A 20,804-nucleotide genomic window follows, 5' to 3' on the forward strand; every position below is an offset into this window, starting at 1 on the left:
CGATTAAAAGAGCCAGAGAATGTGAAAAGTGTGATGGGCATCATCATGCTAATCGCCAATGGCGACTATTTTCGGCTGCCAATTGATTCTGGGTTTAATGAGTTTAATGCTTTGCAAAAGAAATAATAGACAACGCCTTGCAAGCTACCTTGCAAGGCGTTGTCTGAAGATAAAATCACTGCATCATAGTTGGCAAAAACAGCGTGAGCTTGCGTTGCTTTGCCTGGGATGCAAATGCTTGTATCGCCTCGCGGAGATCGGGTGCCAGCGTGATGCCATCAGCCACCTCAATATAAACGGTACTTTCATTGGGGATACTGTCTAATAAGCGGCAGAGTTCGGGTTTACTGATGAAGGTAATGTTCTGGTGAATACGCAGTAAATGAATGCTGCCGTGCTGTGTGAGCGTTAAAGTATTTTTCTCGGCTTTCATGACGCTAATTAATAGCTGGCACAATACGCCAAGACCAATACCTTGCAGCAGGCCTATTCCGACAATTCCAGTCACCGTAACCATAAAGGGAATGAACAGCGTCTTACCTTGCCGCCATTCTCTGATGAACAATGACGGAGAGGCGAGTTTAAAACCGGTGAAAATTAGAATGGCTGAAAGGCTGGCAAAGGGGATCGTATTCAATATCGGGCCCAGTAACAGCGCGCTCAATGCCAGGAGCAGACCGTGAAAGATCGCCGAAAAACGCGTGCGAGCGCCGGCATACACATTCGCAGAACTACGCACAATAACCGCCGTTAGCGGCAGACCTCCCAATAAGCCGCTCACCATATTACCTGCGCCCTGCGCAACCAGTTCACGATCGGAGTGCGGTGCGCGCTTGAGGGGATCAATACGTGACGTCGCCTCAAGGCTAAGTAGGGTTTCCAGACTTGCCAGCAGAGCAAGACTGAAAGCAATCTGATAGAGCGAAGGCTGTGATAATGCCGACCAATCGGGCGCTGAGAGTGGCCATGCTTCATCCCATGACCAGTCAGGCAGCTGCACCCGCTGCGATAATGGTAACTGCCAACCTTCTGAAGTGGATAATAAAAATTGCGCCACTATTCCCCACAATACAACGACCAGTGGTGCTGGCAGCGCAGACCATCGGCTTTGCTTAAATCGTGGCATCTCCATCAGGACAAGCAACACCAAACTCACCGCCATAATCAGCACCGATCCGCCGGTGATGTCATGGAAAAAATGCAGCGAAATCTCACTGCCTGCTGGTCTGTCTGGTACATAACCAAACGCGACAGGTATCTGCTGAACGATAAGTAAAATGCCAATGCCCGCCAGCAAACCACGAATCACGGTTCCGGGGATTAAGCCGGCCAACCGGCCTAAACGAAATAGCCCCGCCGCAATCTGCAGTGCTCCCGCCAGAATCAACGCAACTAACATGGCTGATATGCTGCCGAGTGTTGCAATGCTCGTTACCACTAGCGCTATCATTCCTGCTGCTGGCCCACTGACGGAGAGCGGAGAAGGACTGATGGCTGTAATCAATAAACCGCCAATAATTCCACTGAGCAGCCCTGCCAAAGGTGGCATGCCACTTGCCTGAGCCACACCCAAACATAATGGTAACGCAACCAAAAACACGACCACGCCTGCAAATACATCCTGTTTCACCGTCGCTAAATGAGAAAAAAGAGGCGTCTTCATAGCGTGACCTCACCGTTCTCATCCGACAAAACGTCCAGAATCCCTGTTTTTAAATCATAAATGCAGCCAAATATCTCCAGCGGGCGCTGCCGTTTTGCCGATTGAAACAGCGCAGTTTGCTGCAAATGGACAATCTGCTGACGCACGTTAGCTTCTACAAAGAATCGTTTGAGATGATCTTTGGATAACTGCCTCCACTCCGGATGCTGTTTGATCTGCTGGCGCAAGGCCTGGCTGAGAGGGAACATCTGTCGGGTGAGTGGCGTATCCTTTTTTTCTTCGCCCGGTACCACTGCCATCAAACCGGCAAAATCAACACCGCCGCAGTGGGTATGGCCGCAAATGATCACGGTATCGACTCGCAACGTATTCAGAGCATATTCAATGCCGCTCATAATGCTGTCGTCCTCTGCCAGCACCTGATTCGCGACATTACGCATCACAAATAATTCACCCGGCGATGCCTGAACCAAAGTATCTACTGGTACCCGGCTATCAGCACAGCCAATCCACAGGCAACGTGGCGCTTGCCCCGCCTCATGACGGGAAAAGTATTCGGCGTCGTGACGACTGACGCGCGCCGCGTGGATGCGGTTACGCGCCAGCAGGAGTTCTAATGTGGCGTTAGGCATTAGCTATTCTCCTTTAGGATCATTTGTGGCGGCGTTTTCTCAGTGCGTAATAATCTGAGCGCATTGAACGTTACCACCACCGTGGCGCCCGAATCGGCCAGAATAGCCACCCAAAGCCCGGTCACACCGAGCATGCTGGTCAGGAGAAAAATGATTTTTAAGCCAATTGAGAGCGTCACATTCTGACCAATGATGGTTCGGGTGCGGCGGGCTAAATGCAGAAGCTCAGGTAATCCAGCAAGGCGATCATGCGTTAGCGCGACGTCGGCGGTTTCGAGGGCGACGTCGGTTCCCCCGCTCATCGCAATGCCAATATCTGCCGCCCGCAATGCAGGCGCATCGTTGATACCGTCACCAACCATGGCCGTTGGTGCTACGATTTGTTGAAGATAGACCGCTTCCACTTTGTGCCTGGGTAATAAACCTGCCTGATATTTCATCCCAAGTTGTCCGGCGATAGCCGCAGCCGCTCGTGGGTTATCACCTGTTAGCATCAGGCTCTCAACGTTCATTGCGGTTAAAGCCTGAATGGTTTTTTTGGCATCGACACGCAACGTATCCTGCAGTGCAATAATGCCCAGCGGCACATTCTCTAATGCGACCACCACCACCGTTAATCCGGCGTCCTGCAAACGCTCAATTTCACCCTGCAAGATGCTATCAGGTGCGAATGGCGGCGCAAACGTAGGTGCCATGACGTTGACGTCCCGACCATCAATATCGCCTTTTACCCCCTGACCAGATAACGCCTGGCGATTGCCAGCAATCGGATAATCATTAAAGCGCTTTCTGGCTTGACGGATAATGGCTTGCGCCAGCGGATGGGATGATCCTTCCTCTACACCCGCGGCGAGGCTTAACACCCGATCTTCATCATCGGGTTTATCAGTGATAATGCAAACCACTGTTGGACGCCCTTCTGTCAACGTGCCTGTTTTGTCCATGGCGATAACTTTTATCTCGGCCAACTTCTCTAATGCGGCTCCCCCTTTAATCAGAATCCCGCGACGAGCTGCCGCAGCCAAACCGGAGGTAATTGCGGCAGGCACTGAGATCACCAGCGCACAGGGACAGCCGATTAACATCACCGCCAATCCCCGGTAGAGCCACATATCCCAGGGTTGGTCGTAGAAAAAGGGAGGAATAATCATCACCATCATGGAAAGCAGAGCAATGATCGGCGTGTAGGTGCGGCTGAACACATCAATGAATCGTTCTGTCGGTGATTTATGCGCATCGGCTTCATCAATCAATTTCAGAATGCGATCAATGGCGTTACAGCCTTGTTCAGAGGTGACGATGAACCGACAAACACGATCAACGATCACGCTACCGGCATAAATCTGTTGTCCTTTTGCGTATTCCACCGGAAGAGATTCTCCCGTCAATGCACTCTCATCGAATGCGGCCATGCTGTCCTGCAAAATGGCATCAGCCGGTAACCTACCGCCGGGCGCAATTTCAATTTCATCACCTGGCTTCAATTGACTAACGGGTACCGCCCTCAAGGTTCCATCATCCAAAAGCATGACGGTTTCCGGCATCATGGCCATCAGAGAAGAAACCCCCGCTCGCGCTCGCTGCGTAGCATATTGCTCAAGACTTTCACCGATATGAAACAGCCAAAGCACTACCGCTGCTTCGTATACGGCATTTATCATCAATGCGCCTAGCGACGCGAAACTCATCAGCGTTTCCATGCTGAAAATATTGCCTTCCAGCGATTTCTTCCATGCTTTGCGGGCAACTGGCCACAGCGCAAAGAGTACGAGAAATATAAAAAGCAGTTGTGAAAATCTGATTGAGAGAATCTGCATCGACCAAGCAATCAGCAGCAGAATTGAAAAGCCAGCAATAGGTTTAAATAAATCATTTAAACCAGATCTAAATATCATGTTCTTTTTCACCTTCAGCTCCAAATTATCGACACATGTCGAGAGTGAAGATAAACAACAGATCATTCCAATCGCTCAATGTGAATTACAAATAATTACATGAAGGTTTTATTACAACAAACATAACGACATGAATTAAATAAACAAAGACCCCATCACTAAACGAAATATAAATTGTTTTACGCGATAAAATAAATGCAATTACTAAATTCATGTAAATAACGACGTTTGCATGTTGCCCGACTGGGTATATTTAATGCAAAACTAAAAGCGGAAGCCTGAATACCAGGCGTAAATGGAGAGTGTAATATGAAAAAAATGATGCTTGCTGTAGCGATGTTTGCTACCACATTGATTTTACCTGTAATTTCTCAAGCGCAGGATAATTTTCCGGTTGAAATTTCTTACAAGGAAACAAAGGGGGGAAACTGGGAGCATATTGGTGACATCTCCTTTACCAACCAAAGAAGAACTTCTGAAGAAGTGCTTGAGTCAATCAGAATTGAAGCGCAAAAACGTGGAGCCGTTGGGTATTATGTAACTCGCCTTCAAATGATGAACAATGGTTTCTGGAGTGCGAATGCAGCCATTTATTCGCCGAGAAATAATATGGCGAAAAATAATTAGGGATGATGTGTAATGGGATTATTCAAATCACTCTTTGCGGGCATTGCAAGTGGGCACCATGGCGGACATGGACATCATCATCACAAGGGTAGTGATTCCAGCAGATATTCACCCTCTGCTAATGAATCCCTGACGATACCTTGCCCATATTGCCAATACCAATGCAATAAAGACGATCGCTTTTGCGGAAAGTGTGGTGGCGAAACCAATGCCATCTGCCCCAACTGCAACAATGTGATTTCACCGGTGGCGACATTCTGCAATAGGTGCGGATTGCAGAAGCACAAAGGTTAACTGATATTCATTGAGCTATAAGATAAAAAGACTAGCGAGCAAGAGTCTGGTCTTTTTATTTATTAAGGGTGAGATAAGCGTAATGGGCAGGATGAGCCATCCTGCCCTTACTATCAAATAAACGACCAAATCAGCCAGGTCAGCGCAAAACCACATAATCCCATGATCGTGGTCAGCACCGTCCAGGTTTTCAAACCATCTGCAACTGACAAGCCGAGATAGCGCGTGACCACCCAGAAGCCGGAATCATTGACATGCGACAAGCCCAGCGCACCGAAGCATGCTGCCAGCGCGACCAATACCAGCTGCATGTCACCCAGCCCGGCGGCAGCGGTGCTTAACAAGCCGCAGGTGGTGACGATGGCAACGGTGGCGGAACCCTGTGAGGCGCGCAGCGCTAACGAAAGGATAAATGCGGCTGGGATGAGCGGCAGATTAATGGTTTGCAGCGAACCCGCCAGCGCTTTACCGACGCCAGATTCAACCAGCACGCGGCCAAATACACCGCCCGCGCCGGATACCAAAATGACGCCTGCCGCAGTTGAAATGGCGTTATTTGATAGGCTTTCCAGTTTGTCTTTCGTCCAGCCACGGCGAATACCGAGCAACCATGCGGCTAACGCCACCGTCACCAGCAAAGCAATACCTGGCGAGCCGAGCAAGGTTAAGGTGTTCAGCAACAAACTGTCTGGGGTTAAGTATGGCGGTAGCAGCGTGCCCAAGGTAATCAGGAAAATAGGCAGAACGATCAAGCCGGAGATCACCCACGCGCCCGGCACATTTTGTTTTTCCTCGCTGGATGACGTCTTCTCGCTGGTTTCCGTTAATTGCAGCTGCTCCAGCACCTGAACTGACAACGTGTAATTTTTGCGATTAATCGCTTTGGCCGCGAAGTAGCCAACCACACCGACGGGAATTGAAAGCGCAATGCCCAGCAGCATCAACCAACCCAAATCCGCATTCAGTAGCGCAGCGGCCGCCGCTGGGCCTGGATGGGTTGGCACGGTGACATGGACCATCAACATCATGCCGGCCATCGGTAAACCGAACTTCAGCGTTGATACCCGCAGCACCTTGGTGAAGCCGTAAATCAGCGGTACCACAATGATAAAGCCAACATCAAAGAACACCGGTAGGCCAAGGATGAAGGCAACCGTGGTCAATGCCGCTACCATGCGCTGTGGTCCGCACAGCTTCGCGAAGCGATTGGCCAGCGCATCCGCACCGCCTGAGGCTTCAATAATCGCTCCGAGTATCGCGCCCAGAACAATAATCAGCGCAATGTTACCGAGCAAACCGCCCATGCCGCCGAGAATCACCTTCATGATCTCGCCGGTAGGTATTCCGGTGGTTATCGCCACAAACAAGCTGGAAACCAGCAGAGCAATAAAGGGATGAACTTTTGCTTTTATCACCAGAAGTAACAGCAAAATCACGCTTGCCAGCGCGATGGTTAACAACAACGTTGTGGACATCAGTAAGACCTCTAATAATTTTTTTCAGCAGGTAAAAATGGTGTTGGCGCAATGTGAAGCTAAAAAACGACTCATCCCAACGGGATATGAACCGTACGGTGGGTTACTTTTTAAAAATCAATGACCCAAACCGCTTACCACCGTATTGATGTGTAGCACTCGCAACCCTCCTTGTTAAATTACGTTAATATTTGTTTGTTAGTGTGAATCCTGACAGCTTTGTTGTTAAATAAACGTGTCAGGCTTCACAAAACCCACCGCAAAGCGCTTGGAATAACAATTCTTCACATTACCTTTCATATCTCTACAAACCGGCTTAGCCGCACGGGCCAAAGCCTAACCCGAAGGGGTGAGTTTGTATTTGCACGATGGCGATGGTGAAGGTTCATAAGCGTGTGAAAATATGTTAAAGCGCAGGTGGGATATGAAGAGTGTTGATAGTTGAGCGTGAGAAGTGATAGAAAAATCCCCGGCGATAATCACGCCAGGGATGGGGAAGAGGGATATGTTGTGTACTAAGCGCCCGCGCCAGATTGCGGTGCCGCGGGGATGCGTTTGCCCTTCAGCATATTTCGCAGCGCCGGTTCGGCATATTTGGTGATCAGGAAAGCGACGTAGTACAGCACTGTGGCCACCACAATGGGCATCAGCAGCATGACAACTTCACTTTTGATATAGACGTTAAGTTTAATCAGCGTGGCGATCATCAGGTTTTCGTGAATCAGATAAAATGCGTAACTGGCAAATCCAACAGCAGTCAGGAAGCGTATTGAAAGCCAGCGCTCCATCTGTTTTAAGTAGAAACTGGCGACAAAGAACAACATTACCATCAGCAATGGAATCACAGTTATCGCGCCGGCATTTTTGACGAAATAGCTGAAGTTAATCAGCATCGCCACAGCAACAATCCCATAATGGAACAGTTTATCGCGGCCGTGCATACGTTCATAAACCAGGCAACCCACCATAAACCAGGAATAGTGAATAAAACCAAACTTAGAAATAATATCAATCAGCAGCGGATGCCCAAGCGATTTTAATACCGACGAAGCAGATAACAGCAGCATTGGCACCAGCAAAGCAGGCAAACAATATTTCCGGCCCAGGATAAAGTATACGGCGCCAATAATCAGATAGAAAACCGCTTCGACATACAGCGACCAGAACGATCCCGCCATCGATTTAAATTCAATGCCGGTTAATTGCGTCAGGGTTTCCGGGTTGGTAAATATCAAGCCAGGCAGCAGATTCCTGAAGTAAGGCGTCATCGCTGACCATTCAGGAAAGAAACCGCCTACCGCAAACAGCAGCATGCTGGCAATAAACATGGCGGGAAACAGGCGCAACCAGCGCTTTTTCAGGAAACTGATATAGCTGTTGGATTTATCCAGCGTCATAAAAATGACAAATCCCGAGATCATGAAAAACAGTTCTACGCCGAGCCAGCCAAAGCTAAAAAGTGGGACATGTTGTGTTTGTGCGACATATGGCAATAATTCCGGCCATCGCGCGTAAGCGTGGTAACCGATAACTAACAGGATCGCCAGGCCGCGCATACCATCAAGGTGCGTTATACGTGCGTGCATAATTCCCTCAGGAAAGATGACTGGAAGAGTAAAGTCAAATTAACACTGACACAGTTTTACAATCAATCAGGCTAATTCTGATTAACGCAGATTAAAATAAGAGTCTCTTTAAAAAATAAAGCCACTCATTAATGGAGAAATAAAAAGATTCCCATCAAATATCAGTGACTAAATTAATGGAATCAGAAACTCAAATTTTCCATTACAGATTGTGATGCGGTCCCGGCCCGACAGATTCACGCACAATTAATTCACCGGCAAAGCTTTTGTCATTGCGCATTTCGCCGCCATCCAGCATGGAAATCAGGCGTTCAATGGTTTCCTGAATCATCTCGGTGACCGGCATTTTCACACTGGATAATGCTGGAATGGTAAACGGCGCCAACGGGATATCGTCGAACCCGATCACCGCTACTTGAGCAGGAACGGCAATCTGCGCTGCCGCCAGCGCTTTTAACGCACCTACCGCCATATCATCGTTGCTGGCCACCAGCGCAGTGAACGTTCTGCCAAGCTTTAGCAACTGTTCCACTGCTGTCATGCCGTTTTGCGCCTGCCATTTTCCTTCGACCACCAGCGCATCATTAATTGGAATGCCATGTTTGGTCAGCGCTGCCTGGTAGCCCGCCAAACGTTCGCGCCCGGTCGGCGAATCCAGTGAACCAGTGATAAAGGCAATATCGCGATGACCCAGCGCAATCAGCTGCTCCACTGCAGCGCTGCTGCTACGCTGTTGATCAGAGTAAATGCAATAACTGTCGTGCTGACGCAGACGGCGGTTAATCACCAATATCGGGTGTTTGTGCTGCGCGATGATGCTGTCCATTTCATCGGTGGTGAGAAAACGCGGATAGATAATCACGCCATCGCAACGCAAATCGAGCAGGAACTGAATGGCCGCGCGCTCCTCTTCGGCGCTGTGTTTGCCATCCACCAGCAACAGCTGACGTCCCTGCTGTTCCATCAGGCGCGCGGAGTGCTGCATCAACTCGGTGAAGTAGCTGCCGGTATACAAGGTGTTGGTGATCACCAGCCCAATCGTCTGGCTGGACTTGGTCGCCAGGTTGCGCGCCAGCAAGTTAGGGCGGAAATCGGTGGCGGCAATCGCCTGATAGACCTTCTCGCGTTTTTCCTGGCTGACATAACCATTGCCAGACAACACGCGCGAAACGGTTGCTTTCGATACGCCTGCTACTTTTGCCACCTCGATTATGGTCGCCATGTTTCACTCTTTTTCTATGCTCATCGCATCAGTGTACCTAAGCGACGAAATGTACGGCAATTTTTCTGCCATCGCCTTATGAACGCCCTTTCACTCACACCGATCAACTTCACATTTTCAATCATTGAATTTTAAATCTCTTGCCTGGTTTACATCACATCTTCATGATTTTGTGAAACCGGTTTCTTATGATTAAAAATCACGCAGAAAACCGCTGTACCTCTACCAAATAATCAGAGATCAAAAATCCATGGCTAAAAATTATGCGGACGTCTCGCGCGCCATCGTGGCTGCGCTCGGCGGCCTGAACAATATCGAAGCGGTGACGCACTGCATGACGCGCCTGCGTTTCGTGGTCAAAGACAGCGCGCACATTGACAACGCCGTGCTGAAAGCCATTCCCGCCGTGATGGGCGTGGTGCATACCGATACGCAATGTCAGGTGATTATTGGCAACAACGTGAACCTCGCCTATCAGGAAGTGTTGAAACTCGGCACACCGAACAGCGATGGCTCAGCGCCAGTGAAACGCAAAATCACCCTGCGCAGCATCGGTGCCGGGATTCTGGATGCGCTGGTGGGCACCATGTCGCCGCTGATCCCGGCGATTATTGGTGGCTCGATGGTGAAGCTGCTGGCGATGGTGCTGGAGATGAGCGGCGTGCTGGAGAAAGGCTCCTCGACGCTGATCATCCTTAACGTGATTGGTGACGGCGCGTTCTTCTTCCTGCCGATTATGGTGGCCGCTTCAGCCGCGCTGAAATTCAAAACCAATATGTCGCTGGCGATTGCCATCGCGGGCGTGCTGGTGCATCCCAACTTTGTCGATTTGATGGCGAAAGCGGCGCAAGGCCAGGCGGTGGAATTTGCCTACATTCCAGTGACGGCGGTGAAATACACCTACACGGTGATTCCGGCGTTGGTGATGACGTGGATTCTGTCGCACATCGAATACTGGATCGATCGCATCACACCGGCGGTTACCAAGAACTTCCTCAAGCCGATGCTGATTGTGCTGGTGGCTGCGCCGATCGCTATTGTGCTGATCGGACCGCTCGGCATCTGGATTGGTAGCGGTATTTCGGCGCTAGTTTACACCATTCACGGCTATCTTGGCTGGTTGTCGGTGGCGATCATGGGCGCGCTGTGGCCGCTGCTGGTGATGACCGGCATGCATCGCGTGTTTACCCCAACCATTATTCAAACCATCGCCGAAACCGGCAAAGAAGGCATGGTGATGCCGTCGGAAATTGGCGCCAATCTGTCGCTGGGCGGTTCCTCGCTGGCGGTAGCATTCAAAACCAAAAACCCTGAATTGCGTCAAACCGCGTTTGCGGCGGCGGCATCGGCGATTGTTGCGGGCATTTCTGAACCGGCGCTGTACGGCGTAGCGGTCAGGTTGAAACGCCCGCTGATCGCCAGCCTGATCAGTGGCTTTATCTGCGGCGCGGTGGCCGGGATTGGTGGGCTCGCCAGCCATTCGATGGCCTCGCCCGGCCTGTTCACCAGCGTGCAGTTTTTCGATCCCACCAATCCGATGAGCATCGTGTGGGTCGGCGGCGTGATGGTGCTGTCGGTGGTGCTCTCCTTCATTCTTACGTTGATTCTCGGCTTTGAAGATATTCCGGTCACCGAGCCCGTGCAGGCTAAGCCGGTAACGGATGAGGCCAAACCCGGCAACGTTAATTTATCCAAGGTGTAAAAGAGGTTTTTATGTCTGAAGTGACATTTCCAGAGGGATTTTTGTGGGGCGGCGCGTTAGCCGCCAATCAGTCAGAGGGGAGCTATCTGGCGGGCGGTAAAGGCTTGACCACGGTGGATATGATCCCGCACGGCGCGCATCGCATGCCGGTAAAGCTGGGTCAGGAGAAGCGCTTCGCACTGCACAGTGATGAATATTACCCAAGCCATGACGCCATCGATTTCTACCGTCGCTACAAAGACGATATCGCGCTGATGGCGGAAATGGGTTTCACCGTGTTCCGCACCTCAATTGCCTGGAGCCGTATTTATCCGCAAGGCGATGAATTGACGCCAAACGCGGAAGGCATTGCGTTCTATCGCAGCCTGTTTGAAGAGTGTCAGAAATATGGCATCACGCCGCTGGTGACGCTGTGCCACTTCGATGTACCGATGAATCTGGTGACCGAATACGGTTCGTGGCGCAATCGCAAAATGATCGAATTTTTCAGCCGCTACGCGCGTACCTGCTTTGAAGAATTTAACGGTTTAGTGAAGTATTGGCTGACCTTTAACGAGATCAATATCCTGCTGCACAGCCCGTTTTCTGGCGCAGGTTTGGTGTTCGAACCGGGCGAAAACCCCGAGCAAGTGAAGTATCAGGCGGCGCATCATGAGCTGGTTGCGAGCGCGCTGGTGACCAAAATCGCCCATGAAATCAACGCGGAAAACCAGGTTGGCTGCATGCTGGCGGGCGGCAACTTCTATCCGTGGTCGTGCAAGCCGGAAGACGTGTGGGCGGCGCTGGAGAAGGATCGCGAAAACCTGTTCTTTATCGATGTGCAGGCGCGCGGCGCTTATCCTTCCTATGCCGCGCGGGTGTTCCGCGAGAAAGGCGTGGAGATTGCGATGGAACCGGAAGATGCCGCCACGCTGCGTCACACCGTCGATTTCGTCTCCTTCAGCTATTACGCCTCACGCTGCGCCTCGGCAGAGATGAACGAGCAAAACAGCAGCGCCGCCAACGTGGTGAAATCGCTGACCAATCCGCATGTCAAACGCAGCGATTGGGGCTGGGGCATCGATCCGCTTGGCCTGCGCATCACCATGAACATGATGTATGACCGCTACCAGAAGCCGCTGTTCCTGGTGGAAAACGGGCTCGGTGCGCACGATGAAATCAACGCCGACGGCGAGATTCACGATGATTACCGCATCAGCTACCTGAAGGAACACATTCAGGCAATGGGCGAAGCGATTGCCGATGGCATTCCGCTGATCGGTTATACCACGTGGGGCTGCATTGATTTGGTGGCGGCATCGACCGGCGAAATGAGTAAGCGTTACGGATTTGTTTATGTCGATCGTGATGATAAAGGCAACGGCAGCCTTGAACGCATCCGCAAAAAATCGTTCTGGTGGTACAAGCAAGTGATCGCCAGCAACGGGCGGAATCTGGACGCGATTTAAATAGGTGGTCGCCATGAATGGCGACCCTACTAAGTGCGGCGCGACGTTGCGGTTGGCCACGCTTGTTGCGGGAACAGATAGAGCCGAATACTGAACAGATGGAACAGCGGCGTTAGCACCCTTTCGTCGCGTTTCGCCAGTTGCTCCAGCTTCAGCAGCAGCAAATCCAGCTCCTCCTGCAAATCCGCATGCGGTGGCGTTTGCAGAGACTTTAGGCGGCGCTTGAGAAACAGCGCCAGCTCATGAAACATCTGACCGCTATCCAGCTGATATTGCTGCAGCAACTCCTTGTGGCGCGCGTAATAGTCAAAGCTGTTAACGCCCAGCCACACTTCCTTGAGCAACATGCCAGCCGAACGCATATCGGGATGCGGATCGAGGCGTAAACGCGGCAGCACCACGTTCACTTTATCCAGCATCAGGCTGATAAAACGTTGACGTCCCAGCAGTGACGAACCATTGCGCTCGGTCTCTTTAATAAAGCGCAGCAGCTCGCGCAGACCTTGCCGCACGGCGCGGCGCGCGGTCCACGAGGGTCGTTTGTTGCGCATGATGGCGGTGATGATTACCGCAAACATTACGCCCGCCATGGTAGCAATCGCGTTGTTGATCAGCAGCACCAGATCGGGTTTTAAATGGTGGCCAAGGCCAATAAAGCCGGGGATCTGAATCGCCACGCTCAGGCCAATCATGTTGGTGGAGGGACGCGCAATCATCAGCGCCAGCAACATCAGGCCGGGCGCGAGGCAAATCATCAGGGCTTCGAATGAGGTGGCTTGCGGGATCAAAAGCGCCACGTAAATCACGCTGATAATGATCGCCACGATCACGCCGCGCACAAACAGCTTCATCGAGGTCAGCGGCGTATCCTGGCTGGCGAGTAATGAGCAGAGAATTGCCGCCATCACCGGCGCCGATGCGCCATCACGCCAGCCCGTTCCCATCCACAACAAGCAGGAACCAAAGGTGGCACAAAACGCGGTTAATGCCGACAGCCGGATTAATCCTTTATCGAAAAAGCGGTGCGTGCGTTTGCCGCGCGCCAGTGTGGTGTCGCCCGAGAGATCGCTCACCAATCCGCCGACGCTTTGATAGGCACCCGCAATGCGCACGAAATCCGCCAGCCGTTCCATTAATCCGGTAAACAGCAGCCAGTTTTCGGTGGGCAATTCGCCTTTTTGCCAGGCGAGATTAATTTCAGCCTGGCAATCACTCAACGTCTGTTGAATGCCGCTGGTTTCCCCTACCGCTTCACCGTCGTTGAGCCACTGCAGAAACAGCTGAAAGGTCTGTGCCACGTTTTCCGGAAAAGCGATTTGCAGCGTAGAAAGCCGCTGCAGGCGCATTTCAATAGCCGTTAACGTTGGGATCAAATAGGAGAGATGTTGATACTGCACGCTCACCAGGCGAATCAGTCGCCGCGCGGCATCACCTTCATAGACGCAATGGGTGATCAGCACTTCCACCTGCTGCGGATGGGTCGCCATGCGGATCAGAATATCATCACGTTCGGGCGAACTGTCGCTTGGAATCCCAGAAAGCAGATCGCTGCACAGTTTGCGCGCGTTGAGATACCAGTGGCTGACGCTCTGCTCCAGCAGGCTGCGCATCGAAACCGGAAACAGCAGCGCGTGCACCAGGCTGCTGCAGACGATGCCGAGCGTAATCTCTTCGATACGTGAAATCACCGTGCTGGTGATCGACAGTGGCGTGGTGACTTCCGGAAAACCCATGATCGCCGCGCTGTAACCGGCCAGCATAAACACGTAACTTTTCGGCGTGCGGTCGTGCAGCGACAGATAAAGGCAAACGCTGACCCACAGCGAAATGCAGAAACAGAACAGCAGCGGATGCTGCACGGTTGGCGGAAAAATAAAGAAAACGAACACGCCACCTAATAAGGTGCCCAGCAAGCGGAACACCGATTTGGAAATGGTTGAGGCGGAATAGAGCTGTGACGCGAGCAAAACCGTGGTCACCGCCCAGGCCGGTTTATCCAGGTTCAATTCGAGTGCGAAATAGAGTGCCAGAAAGGCGGCCAGACAGGTTTTTACAGCAAAAAAAACGGCGTTTTTTGAAAACCACTGCATGACACGGTGACCAGGATGTACTGAATGTTGCGTATCCTGCCAGAATGTGAAAAAGCCTCACCTCGATAAATATGTCGAATTGTTTCGCAATCGAAAACCATGTTCATCGCGCGGTTTGTTTGCGGCGCAAATGTGTAAGCGATGCTAATGAAAAAACTGCCAGTAGATGCAGATTTGTCGCTAATTTGCTCATCATCAGCGTTTTGAGCCGCTTTCACGCACATTTGTTATCAGGTCGATAAATGTGTGCTGGATCACATTTTGGCGAAATGCGCCCTTTTTGGCCGTTTATCCATAAAATAATTTCGCGCATCGACAGGTACTAATATCGCTGGGATTTTCTCAGGGTGTGCATTTATGCATGCAAGGTCGCCATGAATGGCGACCCTACGGGGGACATGTGTACTTTTTTAACCGCAGCGATGGTAATATTTGCGCGCTGAATAATGCGAAGAACTTTCGGGAACGCAGTATGTTACGTAAACATCAAATTCTTCGGGAAGCCGACGTGCTGCTTTCCCTGCTCCACATTTGCAAAATCGTCATTACGGCCCTTTTTCTGCTGCTGTTTATTTCTCGCTCAGCAATCGCTGAAATAAAAGACGATAAAGCTAATCGCATTGTCAGCGGCATTATTAGTTTTACCCATTGGCCGGGATTAACCCGCGCGCCTCAGCTTTGCGTATTTTCTTCTGCACAGCATCTTTCGCTGCCACAAAATAAAGTGCCCTCAGCGGTACCGTTCAGCGTGGTTTATCTTGCCAGCGAGAGCGAACTAACGACGCAACAGTGCGATGCGGTCTATTTTGGCGATCAGACACCAGAACAACAGTTAGAACTATTAAATCGCTTCAAGGGTAAAGCGGTATTAACCCTTGCAGAGAACAATGCGGAATGTACCGTCGGGGCGGCTTTCTGCCTGATTTTTAAATCAGATCACACGCTGTTCTCAGTCAACCTTGATTCGCTTGCCAGGAGCGGCGTCAAGGTGAGTCCGGACGTGCTGTTGCTGTCCCGCAATGGAAGCAAATAAGATGAAATTAGAAAATTCAATCAACGACAAATCATCGATTCGCAACAAGTTGCGCAAGATCAGCACCATAAACTCGGCGGTTATTTTACTGCTGTGCTGGCTGTTGCTCTCATCGACTTCCCTGCTGTTTATTAAAAGCTACGAGAAAAGAAACCTCGAATTAATTGCCGCCACGCTCAGCACCACGCTGACCGCCGCCACGGTTTTTGAAGACAGCTACGACGCGCATAATAAAATCGCGCGTCTCGGCAATGAAGGTATGTTTGATTCGGCGAAATTAGTGACTGACGATCAAACCGTTTTAGTTGACTGGCATGATCAACAGGAACAAACCGGCTGGTATCCGCGTTTATTACGTGAGTGGATTTATCTCAAACCGTTTAGCGTTAATATTATCCACTCTGAAACCAATGTCGGTACGCTGACGCTGGAAGGTACGGTGACCGGCGCGGCTGATTTCATTCGTTATTCGCTGATGATTCTGACCAGCGGCATGCTATGTGTATTAATCATTTCATTCCTGCTGAGTGAGTTTCTCCATCGCGGCATTCTCGCCTCGCTGCGCAACATCACCAGCTCGATTCACTATGTGATCCATTCCGGTGATTTTTCCTTACGTATTCCGGAGAGTCCGACGCGCGAGTTTCAGCTGTTTTCAAATGACCTCAACTCGTTGCTGACCGAGATGCAGACACTGCAGGCTTCTCTGATGCGCGATAACCGCACGCTGGCGGCTAAAGCGCTGGAAGATCCCTTGACCGGCCTCGCCAATCGCGCCGCTTTTGTCGCGCGCTTAACACAGTTGCTCGATCAGCAATTGGCGAAAGAGCGCTTCGTTTTGCTGTTTCTCGATGGCGATCGCTTTAAAAGCATCAACGATAATTGGGGCCATGCGGCCGGTGATGAGGTGCTCAAAGCCATTGGTTCACGGCTTTCGACATTGGCTTATAAGCAGGATCTGGTCGCCCGATTAGGCGGCGATGAGTTTGCCATGCTGGTAAGCAGCCGCGCCAGCGACGCACAACTGCAGTTGCTGATGCAGGATATTAGCGAATCGATTAGCCAGAAAATCATTATTGCGGAAGGCACACCAATTTCTACCTCGGTGACTATTGGTTACGCCTGGTCGCAGCACGGTGATAGCGTTGAGTCGATTCTGGAACGCGCAGATATGAACATGTACAAAAACAAGGGAATGAGTAAGGTGCGGATATGAAGATGAAAATTTTCCTGATGGTGTGTGTGTTAGCGCTGGTCGGTTGCCAGACAAAGGGACGTTTCAGTGACGAGCAGATTGCAGCAATGCGCAATGCTGGATTCAGCCAAAATACCGAAGGCTGGGGATTAGGCTTGTCGGACAAAATCCTGTTCGGCGTCAATGAAGCGCAACTCACTCCCGCCAGCAAAGAGAATATTCAGTCAATGGCGAAAAATCTGGCGTCGACCGGCATTAACCATGTGCGTATTGATGGTCATACCGATAATTACGGCAAAGCGGATTACAACCAGCAACTGTCATTGAAAAGAGCCAACGCTGTCGCGACACAATGGGCAGCAGGTGCAGCGATTCCGCGCGAAAATATTATTACGCGCGGATTAGGCATGAGCGCACCGATTGCCAGCAATAACAATGCGCAGGACCGCGCGCAAAATCGCCGCGTGGCGATTGTAATTACGGCGCCGTGATAATCTGGCGCGCAATCGCATAATCATAAAGGCGGTCGCGCGCTAAATTCTTCATCTTCACTTCGCACATAATATCGAAGGCGTTAAACGACAGCGCCCAATCATTTAAGCTTTGATTGAAATAATAATCGGCATGGGCGCGAAGTTTGCTTTTCGATACCGCCAAATCCTGCTGATCCGGGAAACCGTGATCGGGAATCAGACCTTCCTGCGCAATTGAATAGTGCAAAACTGGCCTTACTCCGCGCCATGATTCTTTGATTAGCGCGATGCGCGTATCGTCTGCCTGAATATAGTGATTCTCTTTCACCCAATGATGGTGAATATCCAGCACCACCGGACACAGCTCACGTGCCTGCAACACATCGTCCAGCGAACAGGATATTTCATCATTCTCAACCGTCAGCATATTGCGCGCTTCAGGACTCAGCCGCAGAAACGCGGCGCGAAATCCCTCATAGCCCTTTTTGCCGTTCATATGGATGTTGATTTTGAAATCCTGAAACTGGCGGCCATAACCCATTAATACCGCGCAGGTGGCATGATATTCCACATCCTCAATCGCGCGATCGACCACGCCATCGTTATCGGAGGCCAGCACCGTATATTGGCCGGGATGGAATGACAGGCGGATATTATTGGCACGCGCCAGCTCGCCACAACGACAAAATAACGGCGTGAGGTCGGACAACAATTCACCATATAGCTGCGTTGCTTCCGGCACGGTATACAGCGGCAATAGATCGCTGCCGATGCGCATCATGCGCAGCGCGTCCGGCTGAGTGGCAAGCTGTCCGAGCGTGAGAAGGAGATTGTGCAGATTGTTTTGCGCCAGCTGGTTCAGCAGTGTGATACGTGAATCATCATCAAGGCTAAGAAAACGCGTGCGCGTGGTGCTTTTGAAGGGATACGGCTGTTTAGCCTGTTGATCCAGATACTTACAAGCAAAGCCTAATTTCATTTCATCCCCCATTTAATCAGCCTGAAAGCTTAGCTGTTATTTGGGAATGTGCACGATGGAAAAGAAGAATCAGCTCAAATCAGTTTATCAAAAAGGCAAAATTTAAGAATCTGCTTAGCTGTGTCGAATTAGAGGAGTGCCTGACATGCGCGATCTCTCTGCGATCATTTGAGGCCATTGTAAAATTAATAATCTGGCACACATAAATGAACTTAAACAACACAATCGTGGCTGACAGGTCGCTTGAATCCCAACTCGACATCATTCAGGAATCTGCAAAACAAGGTTCGCCAGTTATACTTCTTGGTGCAAATCCAGATAAATTCGCTGAAATTTCATGGCAGCTAAAGCAACAAGGCTTTCATTGCGTCGGACAAACCGATCAACCCCTTACGCATCAATTTGTGGCATTAAGTGAAGGCAAACAGCGCATTCTGGTTCACGCAACCAACGATAATTTGCATTTTATGCAGCCTGTTATGCGTCTTATGCGTGAGCAAGGGCATCATGTTACTGAGTTAAGTCAGCTAAATCTCACTGAAAATTCGTTACTTGCAGCAATGCAGCATTGCGATACTGCGTGGTTTGAATGGGGTGACTCGGCGGTTATTAGCGCCAGTAAGTTGCCCAAATACTGCCGTATTGTTTGCCGTATACATCGCTATGAGCTGTATGGCGATCACTTTTTGCAGGCGGACTGGAATAACATTGACGAAGTTATTCTCGTTAGCCAGGCAATGAAAAAACGCTTCATTTCTTTACTGGGTTCAAACTTACCCCCTCACCTTAAAGTCACAGTTCTAGCCAACTTATGTGATCATCAACCTCTTAAGCAAACAACAAAAAAAAGAAATCCTTTTTACTTAGCTTGTGTTGCTCGCTTTGCAGCGCAGAAGAATTTGATTTTACTGCTGCCAATAATGCAGGCGCTTGTAAAAAAAGACGCGCGTTATAAACTTTTCATTGCTGGCAGAGTAGAAGACCAATGTCTTTATGATAGTTTTTGTCATCTTATTGATGTTTATGGTTTAAGCCGCAACATTGTGATTTGTGGAAACTTACCGAGTTCAAACATGCCTGATTGGTATGCAGATAAGTCATTTATCCTCTCCGCAAGTTATAATGAATCACAGGGCATGGGAATATTCGAAGCCATGATGGCAGGATTAAAACCCATCGCATTTCATGCACACGGCGGCCTGAGCGAATATTTGCCTGGAGAATATCTCTTCACCTCAATCGGAGACGCTGTTACACGCGTCCTCGAGGGCAATTTATCGCCTGAAAGCTATATTCTCGAAGCTCAGACGCTGCTGCAGCAACAGGCTTTAGTTGAGCAATATCCTGCTATCTGGCGGCCTGATATTATTTCATCATCACTGATTTCAATTCTAATCCCCTGCTACAATCGAGAGCGTTATCTTCTTACAGCGGTGAGTTCAGCGTTAAACCAGCGTGACGCTAATTTCGAAGTGATCGTCGTGGATGATGGTTCTAGCGATAATAGCGTTGCTTCTCTCGCACATATAGATGATTCCCGACTGCACATCATTTGCAAGCCGCATTCTAATGCACCCGATACACGTAATCGTTGCATTGCAGAAGCACGTGGAGAATTTCTGGTATGGCTGGACAGTGATGATATTTTGCATAGCAATGCTCTATCTCACTATCGAACACTGCTACAACGCTGGCCTCAGGTCGATGTTATTTCCTGTGGTCTTGAGTCACTCGATGGAGAGAAAAAGTATTACTCGATTTTTAATCACCCACCACAAAATTGGTTAACGCAACTGCCTCACGGTAATTTTATATCTAATCCGGGCTGCTGCGTACGACGTTCTATTTATACTCAGGTTGGTGGTTATGATATTAACTATCCACGCGCCCATGATTATGAGTTTTGGTCCCGCGCAGCGGGTTGTGCCAAGATAGCCTTCACTGCCCAATGTAATATCAATTATCGGCTGCATGAAAGCAATTTGACTGGAATAGGAAAATTATCGGATACAACTTATGAGTATCGGATATTTGAAAGCATACTCAAACGTTATCGCTATGAATCATTATTTACGGGTCTGAAGCGCAAAGATATTGAGGGTTTTGTGGCGGACCGTCGTGCAACGCTGTATTCGGCAACCGACCTGGATAGCATCACGGTTGTATTAAATGCCATTGGTGCCTCAGATCAAAACCTCATTAAACAAGCACAATGGTTGAGAATGCAGGAAGATAAGCGTTTCAACATAATCTTTGTTTCTGACAAAAAACTACCCTTTTCGAGCCTTCCCGTCTTGATTATGGACTCGTTTTCCCCAGAAGAAATCAGAAATTACGTCCGCGAAAATTCTCAGGATATCTATCATCGTTTTTTTGTGCTGGCAAATGATGCCACCAGCGATGCAACTTCAATCGCTGCACTTAAAACTGCCATTCTTAACGACGTAGATATTCCAGATAATTTCTATCCGTTAGCTATTTGATACTTTG

General features: G+C 50.0%; 16 protein-coding genes. 8 read left to right on the forward strand and 8 right to left on the reverse strand.

Annotated features, from left to right (window positions below; all coding sequences use genetic code 11):
* Window positions 1–175 precede the first annotated feature (175 nt).
* From NR302_RS22185 to NR302_RS22195, 3 genes are read right to left on the reverse strand one after another with little or no spacing between them, the layout of a single operon-like run.
* Complete coding sequence (locus NR302_RS22185) at window positions 176–1,663, reverse strand: SulP family inorganic anion transporter (RefSeq protein WP_258145308.1); 1,488 nt, start codon at window positions 1,661–1,663, stop codon at window positions 176–178.
* Window positions 1,660–2,295: a carbonic anhydrase gene (locus NR302_RS22190; RefSeq protein WP_258145309.1), complete on the reverse strand. Its 636-nt coding sequence runs from the start codon at window positions 2,293–2,295 to the stop codon at window positions 1,660–1,662. The genes NR302_RS22185 and NR302_RS22190 overlap by 4 nt, the downstream gene beginning before the upstream one ends.
* Complete coding sequence (locus tag NR302_RS22195; RefSeq protein ID WP_258145310.1) at window positions 2,295–4,202, reverse strand: heavy metal translocating P-type ATPase; 1,908 nt, start codon at window positions 4,200–4,202, stop codon at window positions 2,295–2,297. Before NR302_RS22195 ends, NR302_RS22190 begins: the two co-directional genes overlap by 1 nt.
* A gap of 297 nt (window positions 4,203–4,499) precedes the next feature.
* Between NR302_RS22195 and NR302_RS22200 the strand changes: the two genes are divergently transcribed.
* Window positions 4,500–4,817 (forward strand): DUF1471 domain-containing protein, encoded by a 318-nt coding sequence (locus NR302_RS22200; RefSeq protein WP_008106864.1) that lies wholly within the window; start codon window positions 4,500–4,502, stop codon window positions 4,815–4,817.
* A gap of 12 nt (window positions 4,818–4,829) precedes the next feature.
* Complete coding sequence (locus tag NR302_RS23750) at window positions 4,830–5,111, forward strand: zinc ribbon domain-containing protein (protein WP_374990654.1); 282 nt, start codon at window positions 4,830–4,832, stop codon at window positions 5,109–5,111.
* A gap of 113 nt (window positions 5,112–5,224) precedes the next feature.
* Here NR302_RS23750 and NR302_RS22205 read toward each other — a convergent pair whose 3' ends face one another.
* The 3 genes from NR302_RS22205 to NR302_RS22215 form a co-directional block, all read right to left on the reverse strand.
* Complete coding sequence (locus NR302_RS22205) at window positions 5,225–6,586, reverse strand: GntP family transporter (protein ID WP_258145311.1); 1,362 nt, start codon at window positions 6,584–6,586, stop codon at window positions 5,225–5,227.
* Window positions 6,587–7,101: 515 nt separating this feature from the next.
* Window positions 7,102–8,172, reverse strand: coding sequence for an acyltransferase (locus tag NR302_RS22210; RefSeq protein WP_258145312.1), 1,071 nt, complete (start codon window positions 8,170–8,172; stop codon window positions 7,102–7,104).
* A 202-nt stretch (window positions 8,173–8,374) separates the two neighbouring features.
* Entirely contained in the window at window positions 8,375–9,394 is a 1,020-nt protein-coding gene (locus tag NR302_RS22215) for a LacI family DNA-binding transcriptional regulator (protein ID WP_258145313.1), read from the reverse strand.
* 250 nt (window positions 9,395–9,644) lie between these two features.
* On the opposite strand from NR302_RS22215, the gene ascF reads away from it, so the two are divergent.
* Together ascF and NR302_RS22225 are read left to right on the forward strand one after the other, a co-directional pair.
* Window positions 9,645–11,096 (forward strand): PTS cellobiose/arbutin/salicin transporter subunit IIBC, encoded by a 1,452-nt coding sequence (ascF, locus tag NR302_RS22220; protein ID WP_258145314.1) that lies wholly within the window; start codon window positions 9,645–9,647, stop codon window positions 11,094–11,096.
* Window positions 11,097–11,107: 11 nt separating this feature from the next.
* Window positions 11,108–12,544: a 6-phospho-beta-glucosidase gene (locus NR302_RS22225; RefSeq protein WP_258145315.1), complete on the forward strand. Its 1,437-nt coding sequence runs from the start codon at window positions 11,108–11,110 to the stop codon at window positions 12,542–12,544.
* A gap of 29 nt (window positions 12,545–12,573) precedes the next feature.
* On the opposite strand, the gene NR302_RS22230 is transcribed toward NR302_RS22225, so the two are convergent.
* Window positions 12,574–14,634, reverse strand: a complete 2,061-nt coding sequence (locus NR302_RS22230) for an FUSC family protein (protein ID WP_154191143.1) — start codon at window positions 14,632–14,634, stop codon at window positions 12,574–12,576.
* A 472-nt stretch (window positions 14,635–15,106) separates the two neighbouring features.
* On the opposite strand from NR302_RS22230, the gene NR302_RS22235 reads away from it, so the two are divergent.
* From NR302_RS22235 to NR302_RS22245, 3 genes are read left to right on the forward strand one after another with little or no spacing between them, the layout of a single operon-like run.
* Window positions 15,107–15,667: a YfiR family protein gene (locus tag NR302_RS22235; RefSeq protein WP_154191141.1), complete on the forward strand. Its 561-nt coding sequence runs from the start codon at window positions 15,107–15,109 to the stop codon at window positions 15,665–15,667.
* Window position 15,668: 1 nt separating this feature from the next.
* Complete coding sequence (locus tag NR302_RS22240) at window positions 15,669–16,883, forward strand: diguanylate cyclase domain-containing protein (protein WP_258145316.1); 1,215 nt, start codon at window positions 15,669–15,671, stop codon at window positions 16,881–16,883.
* Window positions 16,880–17,353, forward strand: coding sequence for an OmpA family protein (locus tag NR302_RS22245; protein WP_154182826.1), 474 nt, complete (start codon window positions 16,880–16,882; stop codon window positions 17,351–17,353). The genes NR302_RS22240 and NR302_RS22245 overlap by 4 nt, the downstream gene beginning before the upstream one ends.
* Here NR302_RS22245 and NR302_RS22250 read toward each other — a convergent pair.
* Window positions 17,340–18,314: a UV damage endonuclease UvsE gene (locus tag NR302_RS22250; protein WP_258145317.1), complete on the reverse strand. Its 975-nt coding sequence runs from the start codon at window positions 18,312–18,314 to the stop codon at window positions 17,340–17,342. The genes NR302_RS22245 and NR302_RS22250 overlap by 14 nt on opposite strands.
* 206 nt (window positions 18,315–18,520) lie before the next feature.
* Between NR302_RS22250 and NR302_RS22255 the strand changes: the two genes are divergently transcribed.
* Window positions 18,521–20,797 carry a glycosyltransferase gene (locus NR302_RS22255; RefSeq protein ID WP_258145318.1) on the forward strand — a complete coding sequence of 759 codons (2,277 nt, stop codon included), beginning with the start codon at window positions 18,521–18,523 and terminating at the stop codon, window positions 20,795–20,797.
* The last annotated feature ends 7 nt before the right edge of the window (window positions 20,798–20,804 follow it).

It is taken from the genome of Pantoea sp. SOD02 (genome assembly GCF_024707505.1).
In the GTDB taxonomy this organism is placed as follows: Bacteria; Pseudomonadota; Gammaproteobacteria; order Enterobacterales; family Enterobacteriaceae; genus Pantoea; species Pantoea symbiotica.

What these genes read in the sequence shown, in the direction of transcription:
- NR302_RS22210 (WP_258145312.1), bottom strand. Translation starts at nt 8,172, where the DNA reads ATGCACGCACGTATAACGCACCTTGATGGTATGCGCGGCCTGGCGATC.
- NR302_RS22240 (WP_258145316.1), top strand. Translation starts at nt 15,669, where the DNA reads ATGAAATTAGAAAATTCAATCAACGACAAATCATCGATTCGCAACAAG.
- NR302_RS22200 (WP_008106864.1), top strand. Translation starts at nt 4,500, where the DNA reads ATGAAAAAAATGATGCTTGCTGTAGCGATGTTTGCTACCACATTGATT.
- NR302_RS22250 (WP_258145317.1), bottom strand. Translation starts at nt 18,314, where the DNA reads ATGAAATTAGGCTTTGCTTGTAAGTATCTGGATCAACAGGCTAAACAG.
- NR302_RS22205 (WP_258145311.1), bottom strand. Translation starts at nt 6,586, where the DNA reads ATGTCCACAACGTTGTTGTTAACCATCGCGCTGGCAAGCGTGATTTTG.
- NR302_RS22215 (WP_258145313.1), bottom strand. Translation starts at nt 9,394, where the DNA reads ATGGCGACCATAATCGAGGTGGCAAAAGTAGCAGGCGTATCGAAAGCA.
- NR302_RS22235 (WP_154191141.1), top strand. Translation starts at nt 15,107, where the DNA reads ATGTTACGTAAACATCAAATTCTTCGGGAAGCCGACGTGCTGCTTTCC.
- NR302_RS22185 (WP_258145308.1), bottom strand. Translation starts at nt 1,663, where the DNA reads ATGAAGACGCCTCTTTTTTCTCATTTAGCGACGGTGAAACAGGATGTA.
- NR302_RS22190 (WP_258145309.1), bottom strand. Translation starts at nt 2,295, where the DNA reads ATGCCTAACGCCACATTAGAACTCCTGCTGGCGCGTAACCGCATCCAC.
- NR302_RS22230 (WP_154191143.1), bottom strand. Translation starts at nt 14,634, where the DNA reads ATGCAGTGGTTTTCAAAAAACGCCGTTTTTTTTGCTGTAAAAACCTGT.
- NR302_RS22225 (WP_258145315.1), top strand. Translation starts at nt 11,108, where the DNA reads ATGTCTGAAGTGACATTTCCAGAGGGATTTTTGTGGGGCGGCGCGTTA.
- NR302_RS23750 (WP_374990654.1), top strand. Translation starts at nt 4,830, where the DNA reads ATGGGATTATTCAAATCACTCTTTGCGGGCATTGCAAGTGGGCACCAT.
- NR302_RS22245 (WP_154182826.1), top strand. Translation starts at nt 16,880, where the DNA reads ATGAAGATGAAAATTTTCCTGATGGTGTGTGTGTTAGCGCTGGTCGGT.
- NR302_RS22255 (WP_258145318.1), top strand. Translation starts at nt 18,521, where the DNA reads ATGAACTTAAACAACACAATCGTGGCTGACAGGTCGCTTGAATCCCAA.
- ascF (WP_258145314.1), top strand. Translation starts at nt 9,645, where the DNA reads ATGGCTAAAAATTATGCGGACGTCTCGCGCGCCATCGTGGCTGCGCTC.